Origin of the sequence: Haloechinothrix alba, from assembly GCF_900188115.1 — a bacterium.
GTDB classification, from domain to species: Bacteria; Actinomycetota; Actinomycetes; order Mycobacteriales; family Pseudonocardiaceae; genus Haloechinothrix; species Haloechinothrix alba.
The window spans coordinates 109,574-128,737 of record NZ_FZNW01000013.1 but is presented as its reverse complement, the minus strand read 5'-3'; the positions used below and the strand labels follow the sequence as shown (position 1 = coordinate 128,737).

14 protein-coding genes are annotated in these 19,164 nt (G+C 66.8%); all 14 read right to left on the bottom strand.

Annotated elements, in window-relative coordinates; genetic code table 11:
- Positions 1-25 precede the first annotated feature (25 nt).
- Positions 26-1,387: an MlaD family protein gene (locus tag CHB84_RS22945; protein WP_176439961.1), complete on the bottom strand. Its 1,362-nt coding sequence runs from the start codon at positions 1,385-1,387 to the stop codon at positions 26-28.
- Between the two features lie 5 nt (positions 1,388-1,392).
- Positions 1,393-2,625, bottom strand: a complete 1,233-nt coding sequence (locus tag CHB84_RS14125) for an MlaD family protein (RefSeq protein ID WP_089302063.1) — start codon at positions 2,623-2,625, stop codon at positions 1,393-1,395.
- A 1-nt stretch (position 2,626) separates the two neighbouring features.
- Positions 2,627-3,478: an ABC transporter ATP-binding protein gene (locus CHB84_RS14120; RefSeq protein ID WP_089302062.1), complete on the bottom strand. Its 852-nt coding sequence runs from the start codon at positions 3,476-3,478 to the stop codon at positions 2,627-2,629.
- A 30-nt stretch (positions 3,479-3,508) separates the two neighbouring features.
- Positions 3,509-4,348, bottom strand: coding sequence for an ABC transporter permease (locus tag CHB84_RS14115; RefSeq protein ID WP_089302061.1), 840 nt, complete (start codon positions 4,346-4,348; stop codon positions 3,509-3,511).
- Positions 4,349-4,361: 13 nt separating this feature from the next.
- Positions 4,362-5,096: an MlaE family ABC transporter permease gene (locus CHB84_RS14110; protein WP_176439960.1), complete on the bottom strand. Its 735-nt coding sequence runs from the start codon at positions 5,094-5,096 to the stop codon at positions 4,362-4,364.
- Positions 5,097-5,771: 675 nt separating this feature from the next.
- Complete coding sequence (locus tag CHB84_RS14105; protein ID WP_089302059.1) at positions 5,772-8,063, bottom strand: xanthine dehydrogenase family protein molybdopterin-binding subunit; 2,292 nt, start codon at positions 8,061-8,063, stop codon at positions 5,772-5,774.
- Positions 8,060-8,539: a (2Fe-2S)-binding protein gene (locus CHB84_RS14100; RefSeq protein ID WP_089302058.1), complete on the bottom strand. Its 480-nt coding sequence runs from the start codon at positions 8,537-8,539 to the stop codon at positions 8,060-8,062. Before CHB84_RS14100 ends, CHB84_RS14105 begins: the two co-directional genes overlap by 4 nt.
- Before the next feature lie 9 nt (positions 8,540-8,548).
- Positions 8,549-9,412 (bottom strand): FAD binding domain-containing protein, encoded by an 864-nt coding sequence (locus CHB84_RS14095; RefSeq protein WP_089302057.1) that lies wholly within the window; start codon positions 9,410-9,412, stop codon positions 8,549-8,551.
- On the bottom strand, positions 9,409-10,548 hold the full coding sequence (locus CHB84_RS14090; protein ID WP_089302056.1) for an S-methyl thiohydantoin desulfurase family protein: 1,140 nt from the start codon (positions 10,546-10,548) through the stop codon (positions 9,409-9,411). The genes CHB84_RS14095 and CHB84_RS14090 overlap by 4 nt, the downstream gene beginning before the upstream one ends.
- A gap of 53 nt (positions 10,549-10,601) precedes the next feature.
- Positions 10,602-12,155, bottom strand: a complete 1,554-nt coding sequence (locus CHB84_RS14085; protein WP_089302055.1) for a hydantoinase/oxoprolinase N-terminal domain-containing protein — start codon at positions 12,153-12,155, stop codon at positions 10,602-10,604.
- 927 nt (positions 12,156-13,082) lie between these two features.
- Positions 13,083-15,458 (bottom strand): bifunctional FO biosynthesis protein CofGH, encoded by a 2,376-nt coding sequence (locus tag CHB84_RS14075; RefSeq protein ID WP_245818739.1) that lies wholly within the window; start codon positions 15,456-15,458, stop codon positions 13,083-13,085.
- Complete coding sequence (fgd, locus tag CHB84_RS14070; RefSeq protein ID WP_089302102.1) at positions 15,437-16,453, bottom strand: glucose-6-phosphate dehydrogenase (coenzyme-F420); 1,017 nt, start codon at positions 16,451-16,453, stop codon at positions 15,437-15,439. The genes CHB84_RS14075 and fgd overlap by 22 nt, the downstream gene beginning before the upstream one ends.
- Positions 16,431-18,125 carry a glucose-6-phosphate isomerase gene (gene pgi, locus CHB84_RS14065; RefSeq protein ID WP_089302101.1) on the bottom strand — a complete coding sequence of 565 codons (1,695 nt, stop codon included), beginning with the start codon at positions 18,123-18,125 and terminating at the stop codon, positions 16,431-16,433. The genes fgd and pgi overlap by 23 nt, the downstream gene beginning before the upstream one ends.
- On the bottom strand, positions 18,125-19,138 hold the full coding sequence (gene gnd / locus CHB84_RS14060) for a phosphogluconate dehydrogenase (NAD(+)-dependent, decarboxylating) (protein WP_245818737.1): 1,014 nt from the start codon (positions 19,136-19,138) through the stop codon (positions 18,125-18,127). The genes pgi and gnd overlap by 1 nt, the downstream gene beginning before the upstream one ends.
- Positions 19,139-19,164 lie beyond the last annotated feature (26 nt).

The window sequence follows — 19,164 nt, the reverse complement described above, 5'->3', positions numbered from 1 at the left end:
CTTCTCGACTCTCGTGGACCCATCGCTACTGACCTCCGAGCAGCTGGCCGAGCATGGACTGTTCCTGTTCCTCCGTCAGACCGGTCACGTCACCGTCCGGCGACGCATCCGCTCCGTTTTCCCCGCCTCCGTCACTGTCTTCCGGGCCGATCGGAGCTGGCAGCGTAGCCCCGGGTAGGGGCACGTCCGGTACCGCATCCTCGGCCTCCGGCGCGCCCGGGATCCCGCCCAGACCCGTGGCTGCCAGACCCCGGGGCGAGGAGACCACGGCGGCGCGGAAGTAGTGACTGAGCCCGTCGTAGCCTGAGGTGCTCAGCGACCAGCCCCGGATGAACTCCATGAGGTTGTCGAGCCGCTTGCTGAGCGCCTCCTCCATGAGCGTCCTGCCGTGCGCTGCCACACCACGCAGGTCCTCGCCGGCAGGCTGCAGGGAGTCGAGCAACGGCTCGGCCTCGTCCAGCATCACCTCGGCCCGCTCGAGAACCGGCGTTAGCGACGCCAGCGCGGGATCGACGGCATCGGCGAAGCGGTGGAGCTCGCCGGCGACGTCGTTGAGGTCACCGGTCACCGGCCGCAGATCCGCCAACGTCGGCGTCGCGTCCTCGGACACCCCGGCGACCCGTGCCAGCGTCCGTTGCGCGTCCGCCAAAGTCCCCGGCAGCCGATCGAGCGCCGCTCGCGTCTCCTCGCCGCGCCGCGCGACCGTGGACAGCGTCAGCTCCGTCGAGTCCACCAGCCGGTCCAGCGTTTCGCCACGGCCATCCGCCAGCGCCGAGACGGCGGGCTGGACGCTGTCGACGAGATCCGTCAGTAGCTTGTTGTGCTCCCCGAGAATCGCGGCGAGCTCGTCCGCCTGCCGCATGGCCGGTTCGAGCGCCGCGATGCCGTCCGCGATCTGCTCGCCGCGACCGTTCGCGGATTCTCCCAGAGTCGTCACAAGGGCGGCGAGCGCTGTTCCCGTCGGGTCATCGACCTCGTTGAGGATGTCCTGCAGGTCGACCACGCGGCCGGTGTTGTCCTCGGACAGCACGAGCGAGTCGTCAGCAAGTGGTTCGGGGCCCGAACCACGCTCCAGCTTGATGTAGCGTTCCCCGAACAGGTCCTTCAACGTGATGGTGACCCGGGCGTCCCGGTAGAGCGGCAGGACCGCGCGGTCCACGCTCATCGTCACCTTGGCCCGGTCGTCCTCGAGCTGGATGGATTCGATCTCACCCACCGTGACCCCGGACGCCTTGATCTCGTTACCGGGCACCATCGGGCTGGCATCCTCGAACCACGCGGTGATGGTCACGTCATCCGTGTCATCGGACATGCCCGCCGTGGCCAGCACTACCACCAGACCGGCAGCGGCAACCATCGCCGCGATACGGACACCCCGTGATCGCATCGTCCTCATCGCATCTCACTTCCGTGCGCATCGGTCCACGGCTGGTCGACCACCTCGCCGGGTGGGGGCTCCTCGATCGACATCGGAGGCGTGCCCCCGGGCGGCTGATCGTTCATCGCGGCGAGTCCCGCCTGCGCCAGCCCGCCCAGCCACACATGGCCCTGCGAGTCGTAGGAGGCGTAGTCACGTCCCCAGTTGTTGATCCAGCCGACCGCCTCCGGCAAGTACGGGCGCAGGTGCGCCACCGCGGGATGCAGCTTGTTCATCGTGCGTGCCACCTGCGGGAGCACACCGTGCGCCGAGTCGAGCAGGCCCGGCGTGTGATCCAGCAGCACCTGCGTCGCCTCCAGCGTCGGGCGCAGTTCCGCGACGGTCGGTCGCAGGTCCGACAGCACCGGACTCAGGTTGCGCGACACCGACGTGAGCCGCTCGCTCGCCGGGCCGAAGTCCTCGAGCAACGGGACCGCCGCGTCCACCGCTTCAGGGACGTCGTCGAGCGTCTCGCGTGCGGCGTCGAGAGTATCGGGGAGCTCGCCGAGTCCCTCCGCGACGTTATCCCGCTGCTCTGCCAGCCGGCCCGTGGTCCCGGTAAGGTTCTCCACCACACCGGAGACGTCGCCGTGCTGTTCGGCCAGCACCCCGACCATGTCCTCGAGCTGCTGCACCAGCCGCCGGATCGCGGGCCCGTCCTGCCCTACCGCGTCGAGCACCTCACCGAGTGCCCGCACCGCCGGTCCGGCCTCGGCCAGAGTCGCCTGGAGATCGTCCTCATTGCCGTCCACCGTGCGGTTCAGCCCACGCAGCAACGACGTCAGTTCCTCCCGTGTCTGCTCGTCCAGCGCCGCGAGGACCTGATCCACCTCGATCTGCGTGACCTCCCCCTCGTACATGGCACCGGAGGGAATCTCCGCGTTGTCGGCCGGCCCCGGATCGACACTGAAGATCCGCTCGCCGAGCACGGACTGCCACTCGACCCTCGCCGACGTTCCCTCGTGCAGCGGTGCGTGGGCCGCGTCGAACGCGGCCGTGACGATGGCCTTTCCGTCACGAACCTCGAGGTCGCGCACCTCGCCGGCCTCCTGCCCGTCGATCCACACGAATGAGCCCTCGAGCAGCTGCGCTGCCGACGGCACGACGAAGTCGACCTCGTAGTCGTCCTCGGACGCCAGCGACGTCGCAGCCACGCCCCCGAGCACGACGACCAGCACTCCGCCTATCAGCAGGGATCGTTTCCACATGTCATTCCATTCCCAACGGGCCGACCGAATCACCGGACAGAAACTGCCGCACGAACGGATCTTCGGACGCCATCGCCTCTTCCATCGGTCCGTAGTACACGAGCCTGCCCTGCCACAACACGCCCACGTAGTCGCTGACCCGCCGTGTCGTGTTGATGTCGTGGGTGACGACCACGTACGTGCCACGGTGCTCCCGGTGCATCTCGACGATGAGATCGCACAACAAGCTGGTTCTCACCGGGTCGAGACCGGAGTCCGGCTCGTCGAAGAGAAGTATGTCCGGACGCATAACCAGCGCGCGGGCGAATCCCGCGCGCTTCTTCATACCTCCGGATATCTCGTTCGGGCGTTTTGTGGCAGCGCCACTCAGGCCCACTTCCGCGAGCCGATTCGTCACGATCTCGCGAATCTCCGATTCCCGCATCTCTGTATTTTTCCGAAGCGGGAACGCGACATTGTCGAATATGTCCATCGAGCCGAACAGCGCGCCGTCCTGGAACAGCACACCGAACCGCTTCCGCATATCCGACCGCTCATTCTCGCTCAGCGACCATATATTGTTCCCGAATACATTGACCTCTCCGCGGTCCGGCTCCAGAAGACCGACCATATGCTTGAGAAGCACACTCTTACCCGTGCCCGACGGACCCAGAATCGTCGTCACGGCGTTGTCGACGAAATCGATGTTCAAGCCGCGCAGCACGTCAAAGCTGCCGAATGACTTGTGCAGATCGATGACCTCGACGGCGTGCCCGTTCGTTCCCGTGGCGACGCCGTCCCCCGGCGACCTCTCGCCGGCGTCCGGCGGCACGGCCGGATACGCCTCTCCGACACTGCTCACCGCATCGGGCATAACAACCTCCCAGCGCTCCCTGGATGCTTTCTAGTTCCCGATAGGGATTACCACATTTGTTCCGTAGAACAACTGGAACATGGCTCCCGCCCCGAGCAAGTTGACCATGACGAAGTTGAATGCCATGGATCGTGCAGTATTCTCACCCACACCCACGGGACCACCGCTCGCGGTGTATCCGTAGTAGCAAGCGATAATGATGGCGAGCAGCGCAGTAATCATCGCCCAGAGCATCGATCGAATGAACATGTCCCCGGGGGTCGTGAACGCCCAGAAAACCGAATTGTAGCCACCTACGGAGACGGTTTTCAGTATGATCACATTCGTTACGTAGCTGCCGACGAACGCCCAGGAGAAGCCGGTGACGAACAGGAACGGAAACGCGATGACGGACGCCCACACACGCGTACCGACCAGGAAGGTCCTGGACGGTACGCCCATGACTTCCATGGCGTCGATCTCCTCGTTGATCCGCATCGCGCCGAGTTCCGCCACGATCCCGCAACCGACCTTGGCCGCGATGATGTATCCGAAGAAGACACACGAGGTTCCCTTGAGTGTCGCGGCTGCAGTGACGAATCCGATGTAGGCCTGGGCGCCGATCGTCTCCAGGAAGTAGTGGCTGACCTCGGCCACCATGACACCGCCGGTGAACACCAGCATCCAGACGACGACCGAGCTCGACAGGATCATGATCGCGCACTGGCGTATGATCTCGGTAGGAAATCGCAGCGCCTTGGGGAGCTCGACGATCGTACGTGCGGTCCAGCTCGTGACCAGTGCGATTTCCTCGAGGTACCCTTGTTGCGCACCTTCCGTCGCCGGCCGGGCGTCTCGGGAATCGGCGGACCGGTCGCTGACTGTTGTCATGAAAGCACTCCTGTTAGCGCGATACCGTCATCTCGGGCACGGTTGCGAGTAGCACCATGTTGAACAAGACGCTGACGATGAATACGGCTAGTACCGAAATGACGATCGCCTGGTTGACCGCTCGTCCCAGACCTTCCGCACCGGATGTGGCTCGTAGGCCTTTGCTCGCGCACACGAATCCGATGAGCAGACCTATCAGGATCATTTTGACGGCGTTGGCGAATATCTCGGGAACCGAGATATTCAACATGAACTCGGTCAGGTATGCGGCCTGCGACGTTCCACCGAGCAGCGTGGCGACGAAGTAGCCTTGAACGACAATGGTCAGGATGCCGATGATATTGACGACCCAGGTCACGATCGCCAGCCCGATGACGCGTGGCAGCACGAGCATGCGCACCGGATCCTGCCCGAGCACCCGCAGCGCGTCGAGCTCCTCCCGGATCTTCCTGGCACCGATCTCGGTCGTGGTCGCGGTGCCCACCACACCAGCCACCACGCTGCCCGCGATGAACGGCGCGATCTCCCTGATCAGGATGGCCACGTAGATGGGCCCGAGCCGGTTCGGCGCGCCCAGGATCAGGAAGATGGATACCGCGAAGACTGCCAGCAGCATCCCGTATCCGAGCATCGCAAAGATGCCGGGAACGATGGTTTTCTTCAGCAGTTCGTAGGTATCGTCACGGACATCGCCCCAGTACCCACGCGGTTCGCGCACCGCGGTGCGGATCGTCTGACCCGCGAGCACCAGGGGTCCACCTACCTCTGTCGCGATGTTGCGAATCGGGCCGGGAAGCGACCGCGCGGCGGACCGGAGTCGGTTCCCACGTTCCTCGCCCGTGCGGTCGCCGGCGGTCACGGTTCGACGATTCGTGGAGGAGCCGTGGTGCTCAGACATGGTAAGGGCCTCGGTATTCTGACTCCTGCCGGTCGTCCAGGACGTTCGCGTACACGCCCCTGCCGCCCGTGCGCGAGTGTGCCGATTCGGGCACGGAATCGCACGGCGGCCGGAATGGCGTCGCTCCGCATTCCCGGTACCGCGTAGGTGCTTCATTTGTTGCTGCCACGGTCGACAAGGCGCGGACTCCGTTCCGGGTCGGGCAGGCAAATGCTGGCTACGGCACTGTCTGATGTTGTTCGTAGTCTAGGTCGGGCCACTATTGCGGTCATTAGCAAAATCACAGAACCGGAGTACGTGAACTAGTGCACATTGCCAGCACTTCGGCCGGCCGCGATTACGTCGTGATCGACGCACATTCCGCCGGATCGCGAGAACGGCTGTCCCAACCACCGAGAAATTACCGAGCGGTGCGTAGCCGGCCCGAAAGACGGCAGGCCCGGGGACGGCGGAGTACCGCCGTCCCCGGGCCTGTTACCGGAGCGTCCGCTACGGGTGCACCGGACGGCGCGCCCGTCACGAGCCTCACGCCGCGCTCTCACCCTGCTTTCGCAGCGCCTGCAGCACGGCGAACGGGGTGACCGGCAACTCGTTCACCGGGGCACCGATCGCGTCCGCTACAGCGCATCCGATCACCGCCGCGACCGGAACGATCGGGGGCTCGGCAGCCCCCTTGGCGCCCAACGGCCCGTACGGGCACGGGTTCTCGAGGATGGATATGTCGATCGGTGGTGTGTCGGCCGCGATCGGCAGCCGGTAGGACTCGAGGTTGTCGTCGACGACCTCGCCTCCGTGCACACGCAGGTTCTCGTACAGCGCGTAGCCCAGGCCCTGTACGACTCCGCCCTGAATCTGCCCTTCGATCATCTGCGGGTTGATCGCGCGCCCGACGTCTTGCACGACCGTGTACCGCAGGACCGTGACCCGTCCGGTGTCCGGGTCGACCTCGACCTCCGCATGATGCGCGTGGTAGGTCGCAGCAGTGAAGTGCGTCAACAGCGCTCCGGTCATACAGCCACCGTCGAAAGACTCGGGAGGAGCGACGAACCCGCCCGAGGCGATGATGGGACCGCTGGTCATCGACGCTGTCGCGGAAATCGCCGCGAGCCCCACCCGCCGATCAGGCACGCCCTGCACATGCACGGAACCGTCGGCGAGCTCGAGGTCCTCCGGGGCCGCCTCGAGCAGGTTCGCCGCGACATCCAGGATCTGTTCCCGCACTTTCTTCCCGGCATCGATCATCGCGTTGCCTGCGCCGAAGGTAGTCCTGCTTCCCTGCGCGCCCAGGTCATACCCTCCTGTATCGGTGTCGGGCGGTGTGACCAGCACGTCATGGAAGTCCACCCCGAGCTGGTCCGCGACCAGCTGGCGGACACCGGTCGCGACGGCGCCGCTACCGATCTCGGTCGCGGCGCTGGCGACCGTGACGGTGCCGTCCTCGTTCAGCTTCATGCTCGCACTGCCTGCTCCGGAGTTCGTCAACCAGGTAACGGGCACGATCGCATGGCCCCGATACGGCCGCTTACTCGCCTGCAGCTGCTGCCACGGCCGCATGGTCTCCAGCTCATCCATCGCCTCCCGGAGGAACGGGCCATCGACCTCCTGACCGTTCACCATCACATCGCCCGACCCAATGAGGTTGTGCAGCCGGATATCGCGCCGGTCCATACCGAGCTCCCGCGCTATGTGGTCCAGGTGCATCTCCTGGGCGAAGACGCTGTACGGGCCGTTGACGCCACGGAACGCTGCTGTGGGCGGGGTGTTGGTGTAGACGACCTTGCTGACGTAACGCGCGTTCGGAACCCGGTAGGTGCTGCCCAGCACGAGCGATGCGGCATTGGCACACGCCACCGTCTCGCCGCTGCTGTTCGCACCGTTGTCCGCGATGATCTCGCCTTCCTGGGCAAGGATGGAACCGTCCCGTGCTACCGCCGTCCGGAGCCGGACGATGCCGCCCTCCCGGGGTGCGCAGGTGCGCAACTCCTCGCTCCGCGTGTTCACGATGCGCACGGGACGTCCGGACTTGCGCGCGAGAACGCAGGCGAACGGCTCCAGCATGATGTCGAGCTTGCCGCCGAACCCTCCGCCGATGGCCGGTACGACCACCCGCACGTCGGACGGACGCACGCCGAGCAGCTCCGCCGTTCTGCCACGCACGTTGAACGGGAACTGGGTCGGCGTGTGCACGGTGTACCGGCCTTCTTCGTACCGGGCCACCGCGGCATGCGGCTCGATCGAGTTCTGGTGTTGCCGCTGCGTACGGAACTCGTCCTCGACGACACGATAGGCCTCCTGGAACGCTGCGTCGACGTCACCCCGCTCGATACGCGACTCCCACGCGAGATTGCCGGAACGTGGCCCCGGCACGATCGTCTCGTAGCTCTCCCAGTCGGGATGGATCAACCGTGCGCCGTCGGTGAGCGCGTGATCGGGATCGAGCACGGGGTCCAAGGGATCCAGGACCACCTCGATTGCCGCGAGGGCAGCCTCGGCCTGTGCCTCGGTGTCGGCAGCGACCGCCGCGAGAGCTTCACCGGCGTAGCGGACCTCGTCCCTCGCGAACAACGACTGGTCCTTCAGCACGAAGAACATGCCGGACAGTCCGGGCGCGTCCGTGGCTGTCGCGATGGCGCGCACGCCCGGCATGGTCGCGGCAGTGGACGTGTCCAGCCGGGCTATCCGTGCCGCGGGGAGCGAGGAGCGCAAGACCTTGCCGGTCAACGCACCCAGCTCCGTGTAGTCCATCCCGTATCGTACGGATCCGCGAACCTTTCCCTCTCCGTCCGCGCGGCGAACATTCCTTCCGACCGCCGTCATTGCCGGCCTCCCGAATCCGCGGCGACGCTCACCGCAGCCTCGACGAACTTGGTATACCCGGTACAGCGGCAGATGTTCCCGGTCAACGCGGCACGCACGTCGTCCTCGGTTACGTGGTCCGCACATTCGAGTAGCGCGGTGAGCGTCATGGAAACGCCGGGCACGCAGGCCCCGCATTGCACCGCCCCGTGATCCAGCAAGGCGCTTTGCACCTCGGTGAGTGGCTCGTCCGGTCCGGCGAGCCCTTCCACTGTCCGCACGTCACTGGAGTCGACGTTGGCGAGCGGGTACAAGCACGCGACGACCGGTGTCCCGTCCACGAGCACGGTACACGCACCGCAGCGACCCTCCCCGCAGCCGAGTTTGGTCCCGGTGAGCCCGAAGCTTTCGCGCAGCACGGACAGCAGCGACGTCATCCCCGCGACATCCGCCTCAACCTCGATGGGTTGGCCGTTCAGGGTAAATGCGTAGCTCATGGGGCGCTCCTAGATCGAATCGTGGGACAGGCGGAGTGCGACGCGGCGGATCAACGACGGCAAGACCTCGCGGCGGTACCAGGCGGGCGCGTCGAGGCCGTCCCGTGCCACGCACTCCATCGCGGCCTCTGTCGCGGCGGTCTCGATCGCGGCCGCATCACCGACGTGGTGCCCGATCAGGGCCGCTTCGGCCGCGTGGCACAGCCGCGCTACCGGCTCCATGCTGCCGACCGCGAGACGGGCCGCACGCACGACACCGTTGTCGACGTCGGCCGACAGCGCGACGTTGAGGATCGGGTACTCGCCCGAGGAGCGCACGGTCAGGCGTTCGAACGCCGACACACGGTTCCGCGGCGCGGGTACGTGCACCCGGCTTATTACCTCCCCGGGCGGACGCTGGTCGCGCACCGGGAGGTACCGCTCCAGGCTCATGCGCGAGGTTCCGCCCGTTGTGTACAACTCGACCTCCGTACCGGCGGCCAGCAACGCCGGGACGAGGTCGGCTTCGGCGAACCCGAGCGCGCGGATGTTCCCACCGAGCGTCGCTACCGCCCGGACCTGCGGGAACGCCGACTGACGCGCGGCCTCCCGAATACAGGTCAGGGCCGGTGAGCCGGTGATCCCTGCAAGGCGGGCGTGCGTCAGCCCCGCACCGAGAACGACATCGTCCCCGATGGTCAGCTCGCGGAGTTCCGGGATCCGACCGAGCGAAACGTAGGATTCCCGGAGCGACTCGCCGCGCGCGGGAGCCCGCATGACCCACGTACCACCACCGAGAGCCTCGCCGCCCGTGCCAAGCTCCAGCAGCATGCGCGCTGCCTCGTGCAACGTCGTGGCGCGATACACATCCGCGGTCGCTACTGTTCTCGTCATTCGGCCACCTCTTTCTCCGGCACCATTGAGCTATGAGACCCGGCCGGGAGTTGCTCGAAGGGAACGAAATCCTCCTCGACGCCGAATGCCGACGGACCGAAGACACGCAGCGCCTCGGGAGTCCGCATCATCTCCGGTGTGGAGATGGCGAACACGTGCACACGATGGCCGTAGCGGAGCGACTCCGCGGTGATCGGTTCTCCCGTCTCCATATGGACCACCGTGACCAGGTCAGGAACGATGGCCCTTGTCCGGCCGTTGACCTTGGCCAGTAAGAACTCGTTCTGGAAATCGATCGTGCAGTTCTCGTCGCCGTCGAACGACGCGATAGTCGCCCTGCCTCGAGTGAAGCCCTCGACTGTCCGGCGATCCACGTCGACTACCTTGCCGGTGAAGATCACGTCCCCGCGTTCGTAGAGCGTATCGGCGAGCGCGTCCTTCAGCGCCCGCATCGGGTCGCGGTGCTGCTCACGCGCCTCCCGCAGCGTGCGTCCGAGGGTGAGGGCAAGCGACAGCGTCCCCGGTATGGCGGTCCGCCTGATATCCGCGCCACGCATCCCGTACGCGGCAATATGGCTCACCCCACCCATCTGAACCGTGAGCACGCGCGCCCAGTTCTCCATCTTCTTGTTGTCGCCGCCGGTATCGACGATGGCTGTGTCGCCGCGTTCATCGGCTATCGCCAGCGGCGGACCGTCGACGCCGTACACCGCGAAGGTCTCCATCTGCAGCTCCGGAAACGCGCGCCCCATGCCATCGGCGTCCACAACGGGGATTCCGTGCCGCGCGGCGACGAACAGCGGGATGGTCGAGTTGATCCCGCCGGACTCGATGGGCATGGTGGCGGTGGCCCGGCGCCCGGTGTGTCCTTCGAGCGCGCGCAGGGCGTCGATCGCTTCGGTTCCGCCGGGTAGCCGCTCCACAAGCACGCTCGGCGCTCCCATGAAAGCCGTCGGGACGACGTAGTCGTCGTCGTCGAGCTCCTCGGGGCTGACGATCGTGACGCTACGCCCGTCGCGAAGCGCCTCGGAGACGAGAGTGCGACCGATCGACGGGTCGCCACCACCGCCCGTGCCGAGTAGCGCGGCGCCACGGACCAGGTCCCGAAGGTCGTCACGGGTGAGTTCAAATGCCATGATATGCGCCCTTTCCCGGGTACGTCGGCGTCACAAGTGCCCGGTCGATGAAGTCAGTCGTCCTGCAGGCTGAGGTCGCCTACCGCCTTGACACGGATGCGCGTAGCGTTGCCCGGCAAGTACGCGATCGGGAACTCTTCCACCTCGACAATCTCGACGGTTCCCGGTTCGGCGCCGGCAGCCACCGCACTGTCCGCCGCTTCCTGCTTGGCTTCGTCCAGTACGGCGTCGCGGCGCCCCTGATCCACAGCGAAGATCCGGTCCACCTCGCCCCCGATCTGGGCGATCGCGGCCCCGATGGCGTTGGCTACCGAGTAGTGATCGGGCCGGAGCACCTTCGGAGCGTCTCCCAGCTCGTCAGGAAGGATGATGCTTCCTCCGCCGACAAGGACCACCGGGAGGGGTGCCGGGCTGGTTCGCATCCGGTCCACCAGGCCGGCGACCTCGTCGGCCATCAGTGCCAGGCCCTCCCGCACCGTCGCTTCGTCCACGTGCCGCACGGCGTCCGGATCACCGACCGTCGCCATGCCGCCCGCGACCGCGAGGTCGGTCGCGGTTGTGGTTTGTCCACCGAACACCAGCGCCTCCTCGCGAATCCGGTAGCCCACGCTGTCCGGGCCCACGGTGACGTGACCGTTCTCCCGGCGAGCCCGGCTACCGCCACCGATCCCGATGGACAGCACGTCGGGCATGCGGAAGTTGGTGCGCACGCCGCCCACGTCGACCTCGGAGGTGGCCTCGCGCGGAAACCCGGACTGCAGTATGCCGACGTCGCTCGATGTGCCTCCGACGTCGACGACCGCGCATGTGTCTATTCCGGATAGAAACGCCGCGCCACGCATGGAGTTCGTCGGCCCCGATGCGAAGGTCGCCACAGGATACTTGCGTGCGAAGTCGACATCCATGAGCGTTCCGTCGTTCTGGCTGAGGTAGAGCGGAGCGTGGAAGCCCTCTTCGGCCAGCGTCGAGGCGAGACCGGTGCACACGTGGTCGGCGAGCTCGCGCAGCGACGCGTTGATGATCGTCGCGTTCTCGCGCTCGAGCAGCCCCATACGTCCGATCTCATGGGACATACTCACGTGGACACCCGGTACTCGGTCGGCGACCAGTGAGGCAACCTCGTGTTCCAGCTCGGCGTTGACCGGGCTGAAGACGGAGGATATCGCCACCGACCGCACGCCGTTGTCGGCCAGCTGCCGGGTGACGGCGTCCAGCTCCGCTCGGTCGAGCGGCGCGATCAGGCTGCCGTCGAACTCGTGACCACCGTGACAGAGGTAGGCCGTGCCGTTCATGGCCGTGACCAGCCGTTCGGGCCACTCCACCAGCGGAGGTATCGCCGCTGTCGCCGGGAGGCCGAGCCGGATGACGGCCGTCGAGCACAACCGGTTGGCCTCGACGATGGCGTTGATGAAATGGGTGGTCCCGATCATCACCGCCCGCACGCGCGACGGTTCGAACGGGTGCTGTCGCTGCAGATCCCCGATGGCGTCAACGATCCCGCTTGTCACATCGGCGCTCGTCGTCGCCTTCGATTCGGCCAGCACCGTCGCGCTGTCCAGCAGCACCGCGTCCGTATTCGTGCCACCGACGTCGATACCAATGCGCATCCTGTCACCTCACCCCGCCATTGACCCTGAACACTGTCGCGCCTGTTGATACCGAACGGACCGTCGAAGGTCGTTCCCGGGAACATGTCAGTATCGACGCTTCGCTGCACGCTTTATGGACATGAAAAGACATAGAACGAACTGATTTCCGAAGAATACGATCGCGGGATTTTTCCGGGCTTCCGTATCGATTACCCGTAGCCTAAGGTCGCGTGTGCGGCCTGTCATTGGCCAAAACACAGAAGCGAGCCGACACGGCTAGTGCACAGCGCCAACCCGTGCCTGCTACGGCATCACCGCACCTCCGCCGGGTCACGGCTACGTAGGTATGCCCTGGGTAGTTCACCGGATGTGCCACGGCACCACCGCCGTCAAGCTGTACTCGGTTCAACGCACGGGATCAGCGACGTGTTCGGGGAGGGTCAGCCATGCTCCGGCCGAAGTCGAATCGGACGGCTCCCGGATCACCGTCGGTGCCATGAGCCGTGCCGCACGACGCCTCGTCACGGAATCGACGTCGTTCCATCGGGACGGGACGGGCATCGCTGACACGCCGGGATCGGGAGGTCGCCGTTCGACGTCGAAGGCTACGACGGCGTCCTCACCATCAATCACCCGAGGAGACCATGTCCATGTTCGCCGAATATCCGCTCAACGGGATACCCTGCGTCGTCTGCGGTCAGCCCGCTGCGACATTCATCCCGATGGTCGCCGTCCTGCACGACCACGGATGGTGCAGGACGGGATCGAACTCGGCGCCGGCCGTCGGTGCTGAGCCGGCTACGCACGCGGCTCAGCAGGCACCTCACCGGGCACGAACAGCGCGGAGGAGAAGGCAGGCCGCGTGACCGGTACCGGTCGTGACCGTCACGCTCGGGGACCGTCACGCTCCGGGACTGCGTGACGGCGACGCCCGGCGCTGACGACTCACCCGACACTCGTCGGGGATGCTGCGTACAGGGTGGTGCGCCGGTGCAGGGTGCGTCCCATGTTGCTGACGAGGGCGGTGAGGTGGTCTTCGTCGAGGGTTTGTCCGTGGCTGGCGCCTGCTGCGCGGCTGATGTTCTCGTCCATGAGGGTGCCGCCCATGTCGTTGACGCCGGCGGCCAGGAGTTGGGCTGCTCCGGTGGTGCCGAGTTTGACCCAGGAGGCTTGGATGTTGTCGAGGTGTCCGTGGTAGACGATGCGCGCGATGGCGTGCATGAGGATGACCTCGCGCCAGGTGGGTCCCCGGCGGGCGGCTTGTTTGAGGTAGAGGGGGGCGGCCATGTGCACGAAGGGCAGGGGGACGAACTCGGTGAATCCGCCGGTCTGGCGTTGCAGGGCGCGCGTGCGTAGCAGGTGGCGGGCCCAGTGCCGGGGGTGTTCGACCGAGCCGAACATGATCGTGATGTTGGACTTCAGGCCGACGTGGTGGGCGGTACGGTGGGCGTCGAGCCATTGGTCGGTGGTGATCTTGTCCGGGCAGATGGTCGCGCGGATCTCGTCGTCGAGGATCTCGGCGGCGGTGCCGGGCAGCGAGCTCAGTCCCGCGTCGCGCAGGCGGGTGAGGTAGTCGGCAAGGGGTTCGTCGAGGCGCCGTGCGCCCTCGGTGACTTCGAGGGCGGTGAACCCGTGGATGTGCAGCTCGGGCGCTGCCTGTTTGACGGCGTGGATGACCTCGAGGTAGAAGTCGCCGTCGAAGTCGGGATGGATGCCGCCTTGCAGGCACACTTCGGTGGCGCCGAGCTCGGCGGCCTCGCTGGCGCGCTCGGCGATGTCGTTCAGGGACAGCAGGTAGGGGCTGCCACGCAGGTTCAGCGACAGCGGTCCTTTGGAGAACCCGCAGAAGCGGCACTTGAACGTGCACACATTGGTGTAGTTGATGTTGCGGTTGCGGACGTAGGTCACGGTGTCACCGACAGCCTCTGCGCGCAGCTCGTCGGCGAGTTCGGCCACGGCGGCCACCTCGGGACCACGCGCGGAAAACAGCGTGACGATCTCGTCTTCGCCGAGCTCGTGACCGGCACGGATGCCGGCCAGCACCTCGCCCACCGGGCCTGTGGCACGGGGTGTTCCGGGCAGCAGGACGGGCGTGACCTGCTCGGTCCCTGAGTACCAGGCGGTCGAGCGGCGGCCGGTCAGCTCGACCTCGGCGCCGGTGCCGGCATTGCGGGCCTCGCTGTAGCGTTCCGGCAGGTGGATCCCGGGATCGTCGCGGCCCAGCGCTTCGGCGTCGCTGCGATCGAGGACCGGGAAGCGCAGGTCCGCATCCAGCCACCGCTGCGGGTCCTGGGCGTAGGCGGGGTAGATCGTCAGCCGCGGCGCCAGGGTGTGGCCGGCGGCCTCGGTGACGCCGCGCAGCCGCTCCAGTTCGGGCCAGGGGCGTTCGGGGTTGACGTGATCGCGCGTGACCGGGGAGACCCCACCCCAGTCATCGATGCCGGCCTGCAGCAACGACTCGAGCTCGCCCTCGTCGGAGAGGTTGGGGGGCGCTTGCACGTGGATCTCGGCGGGCAGCACGAGCCGAGCCAGCGCGATCGCCTGGAGGAACTCCTCCTGCGGGCACGCCGGGGCGTGACGCATGGCTGTGCCGGGTTTGGGCAGGAAGTTCTGCACGATGACTTCCTGCACGTGCCCGTAGCGCCGGTGGGCCGCGGCGATGGCCTCCAGCGCGGCCAGCCGGTCGGCTGCGGTCTCGCCGATACCGACCAGGATCCCGGTGGTGAACGGGATCGCCAGCTTCCCGGCCTCCTCCAGGGTGGCCACCCGCCGCGCGGGGTCCTTATCCGGCGCCCCGCGGTGAGCCGCCAGATCGTCGCGCAGCGACTCCAGCATCATGCCCTGGCTCGCGGTGACCGGACGCAGCCGGGCGAGCTCGTCGGCGCTCAAGGCCCCGGCGTTGGCATGGGGCAGCAGCCCGGTCTCGGACAGCACCAGCCGGCACATCGCCACGAGGTAGTCCACGGTCGAGCCGTAACCGTGCTCGGCCAGCCACTCGCGCGCAGCCGCATACCGCAGCTCGGGCCGTTCCCCGAGAGTGAACAGCGCTTCGTGGCACCCGGCCCGGGCACCACGTTCGGCCAGTTCCACCACCTCGTCCGGACTCATGAACGGCGACTCGACAGTGCCAGGGGCGGTGGCGAAGGTGCAGTAGCCGCACCGGTCCCGGCACAGCGTCGTCAGCGGGACAAACACCTTCGGCGAATAGGTGACACGCGCACCCACACCCCGGTCACGGACCTGGCGAGCAGTGGCCATCAGCCGATCCAACGGCTGTTCCAGTAACCCAGTATTGCCGCTCATGCTTGCGTTCCTTCCCACTGGCGTAGCTTGGGCACGACGTCGGCGGCGAACTGTTCGAGGAACCGCTGCTGGTCGTGACCGGGCCCGTGCACCACCAGGTGGGTGAACCCCGCCTGCAGGTAGGGTTCGATCCCGCGCAGGGCCTCATCCGGGTCCGCGGCCACGATCCAGCGCTGCCGCACCTGCTCGATCGGCAGATCGTCGGCCAGTCGCTCCATCTCCTCGGCAGTGGTGACCGAGTGTTTCTGCTCGGCTGTCAGCGACAGCGGCGCCCAGAACCGGCAGTTCTCCAGGGCCCGTTCGTAGTCGCGGTCGTAGGAGATCTTGATCTCGATCATGCGGTCGATGCCCGCGGCGTCCCGCTCGGCGGCAGCCGCGCCTTCTTCCACGGCTGGCTGCAGCTTGTCGGTGTAGAGCTCCATGCCCTTACCGCTCGTGCAGATGAACCCGTCGGCGGCGCGACCGGCATAACGGGCGACCATCGGCCCACCCGCGGCGACGTAGACCGGCACCGGGATCTCCGGCCGGTCGAAGATGCTGGCGTGCGACAGCGTGTAGTAGTCGCCGTCGAAGGTAATGTCGTCGTCGGTCCACAGCTGTCGCATCAGGCGCACCGACTCGCGCAATCGGGCGAAGCGTTCCTTGAACTCCGGCCACTCACGGCCACTCACGGCCACCTCGTTGAGCGCCTCCCCCGTCCCGACGCCGAGCATGACCCGGCCGGGATACAAACATCCCATGGTCGCGAAGGCTTGGGCCACCACTGCGGGGTTGTAGCGAAACGTCGGCGTCAGCACAGAGGTGCCAAGCTGCACGCGCCGGGTGCGCTCGCCGACCGCCGTCATCCACGACAACGCGAACGGCGCGTGCCCTCCGGTACGGCGCCACGGCAGGAAATGGTCCGAGACCACGACGCTGTCCAGACCCACCTCCTCAGCCAGCACCGAGTACTCGACCAGGTCGCGAGGTGCGAACTGTTCGGCTGAGGCCTTATACCCGATCTTTAGTGGCATCGCCGGATCCCTTCCAGTTGGGGTCGACACCGCCCGCTGCGATCGCGGGCCGTGTCTGGTGTACATGGGTGCGGTAGTGGTCGATCAGGGCGTGGGTGGAACTGTCGTGCCGCGGCTGCGGTTGGGCGGACTGCAGGTCGGCCAGCACGTCGCCGGCCAGTGTCTTGCCGAGCTCGACGCCCCACTGGTCGAACGGGTTGATTCCCCAGATCCAGCCCTGGGTGAAGGCCTTGTGCTCGTACAGCGCGACGAGCTGGCCGAGCGTGTAGGGCGTCAGCCTCGGCAGAAGCAACGTAACGCTCGGCCGGTTGCCGGGGCACACCCGGTGAGGGCGCTGCCAGGCCGGCACGCCTGCCTCGGCGAGCTCGTCCTCGGTCCTGCCGAAGGCCAGTGCCTGCCCCTGAGCGAGGAGGTTGGCGATCAACATGTCGTGATGCTCGGTATGACCGTGAGCGGGCTCGAGCACCCCGATGAACTCGCACGGCACCAGGCAGGTTCCCTGATGCAGCAGTTGGAAGAACGCGTGCTGACCGTTGGTGCCCGGCTCGCCCCACACCACCGGGGCGGTATTCCCCTGCACCGGCCTGCCGGTACGGTCCACGGACTTGCCGTTGCTTTCCATCTCGAGCTGTTGCAGATACGCGGGAAAGCGAGCCAGCCGCTGATCGTAGGGCAGCACCGCGTGGGTGGTGGTGCCGAAGTAGTTGCGGTACCACACCCCGAGCATGCCGAGCAGTACGGGTAGGTTGCGTCGCAGCGGTGCGGTGCGGAAATGTTCGTCCATGCTGTGAGCGCCGGCCAGCAACCGGCGGAACTGGCCGGGCCCGATGGCCAGCATCAGCGACAGCCCGATCGCCGAATGCAGCGAGCAACGGCCACCCACCCAGTCCCAGAACTCGAACATCGCCTCGGAAGCGATACCGAACGCGGCGACCGCGTCGCGATTGGTCGAGACCGCCACGAAATGGTGCGCGACCGCCTCGGCATCGCCGAGGGCCTCGACCAACCATGCACGCGCCGTACGCGCGTTGGTCAGTGTCTCGGCAGTGGTGAACGTCTTGGACGAGACCACGAACAGGGTGTGGGCGGGATCGACCCGCCGCAGAGTCGCGGCGAGGTCGTGACCGTCGATATTGGAGACGAAATGCACCTCGATGTCGTCGCTGACATCGGCCGACAACGCCTGATACGCCATCGCAGGGCCGAGATGGGACCCTCCGATGCCGATGTTGACCACCGACCGGATCCGTCCACCGGTGTAGCCGCGCCACTGCCCGGCGCGCACCCGATCCGCGAAGGAACCCATGCGGTCCAACACACGGTGCACTCGAGAGATCACGTCGTACCCGCCAACCGTCAACGTTGCGTGCGCGGGCGTACGCAACGCGGTATGCAGCGCTGGTCGCGCCTCGGTACAGTTGACGGGCTGCCCGCTCAGCAGGTCCTGGATTCCCTGTTCGAGATGCCTTTCCCGCGCCATCCCGGCCAGCAGGTCGATCGTCTCGGCTGTGACGTGCGTCTTGGCATAGTCCAGGTACAACCCGTCGTACTCGGCCACGAGCTCCGAGCCACGCTCGGAATCCCTGGCGAACAGCTCCCGCAGGTGCCTCCCGCGCATCGCGTGATGATGCACCTGCAACCGCGCCGCGGCCGGCCCTGCATCCGGCCGCATCACGAGCCTTGCCTTTCCTGATGCCCGCCGAAGGCATGCCGCATCCCCGACAGCACGCGATCGGCATAGCCGCGGTCGCGACGCGAGCTGAACCGTTCGTACAGCGCCGCGGTCAGCACGTACGCCGGCACCCCCTCGTCCACCGCCGTTTGCACGGTCCAGCGTCCCTCGCCCGAGTCCGCCACATGCCCGGAGTACCCCTCCATCTGCGGGTCGTCCCGCAGCACCCCGGCGGTCAGATCCAACAGCCAGGAACTGATCACACTCCCGCGCCGCCACACCTCGGCGATGCGCGCTACATCCAGCTCGTAGCCGTAGAACTCGGCGTCGTCCGGCCGCACCCCGGCGCCGTCGCCGATGCCGGCACGCTGCAGGATCTCCAGCCCTTCGGCCAGCGCGGCCATCTGACCGTACTCGATACCGTTGTGCACCATCTTGACGAAATGTCCCGCTCCCGCGGGCCCGCAGTGCAAGTACCCCAGCTCGGCCGTGCCGACGCCGTCGACCTGCCCGTTCGACCGCGACCCGGCCGCCCCGTCCACGCCCCCGGGGGCCAACGCGCGAAAGACAGGATCCAGCCACCGTACCGTCGCAGGCTCGCCGCCGATCATCAGGCAGAAACCCCGTTGCAGCCCGTACACCCCACCGCTGGTGCCCACATCCACGAAATGGATCCCACCGGTATCGAGCTCACGGGCACGCGTCACGGCATCGCGATAGTAGGAATTACCACCGTCGATCACCACATCACCGGCATCCAGCGACGCCGCCACCTCGTCGAGCACTCCGCCGGTGTGCTCCACCGGAACCATCAGCCACACCACCCGCGGGGTGGTCAAACCGGCCACCAGCTCGGCAAGCGACGACGTCGTTGGAACCCCTTCGGCTCGCAACGGCTCCACTGCCTCAGGATCCGAGTCATAGACCACGCACCCGTGCCCGGCCCGCGTCAGCCGCCGCGCCAGATTCGCGCCCATCCGGCCCGCTCCGACCATGCCCACCTGCATCGCCATCTCCCAACTACCGTTCTCGCCGATGT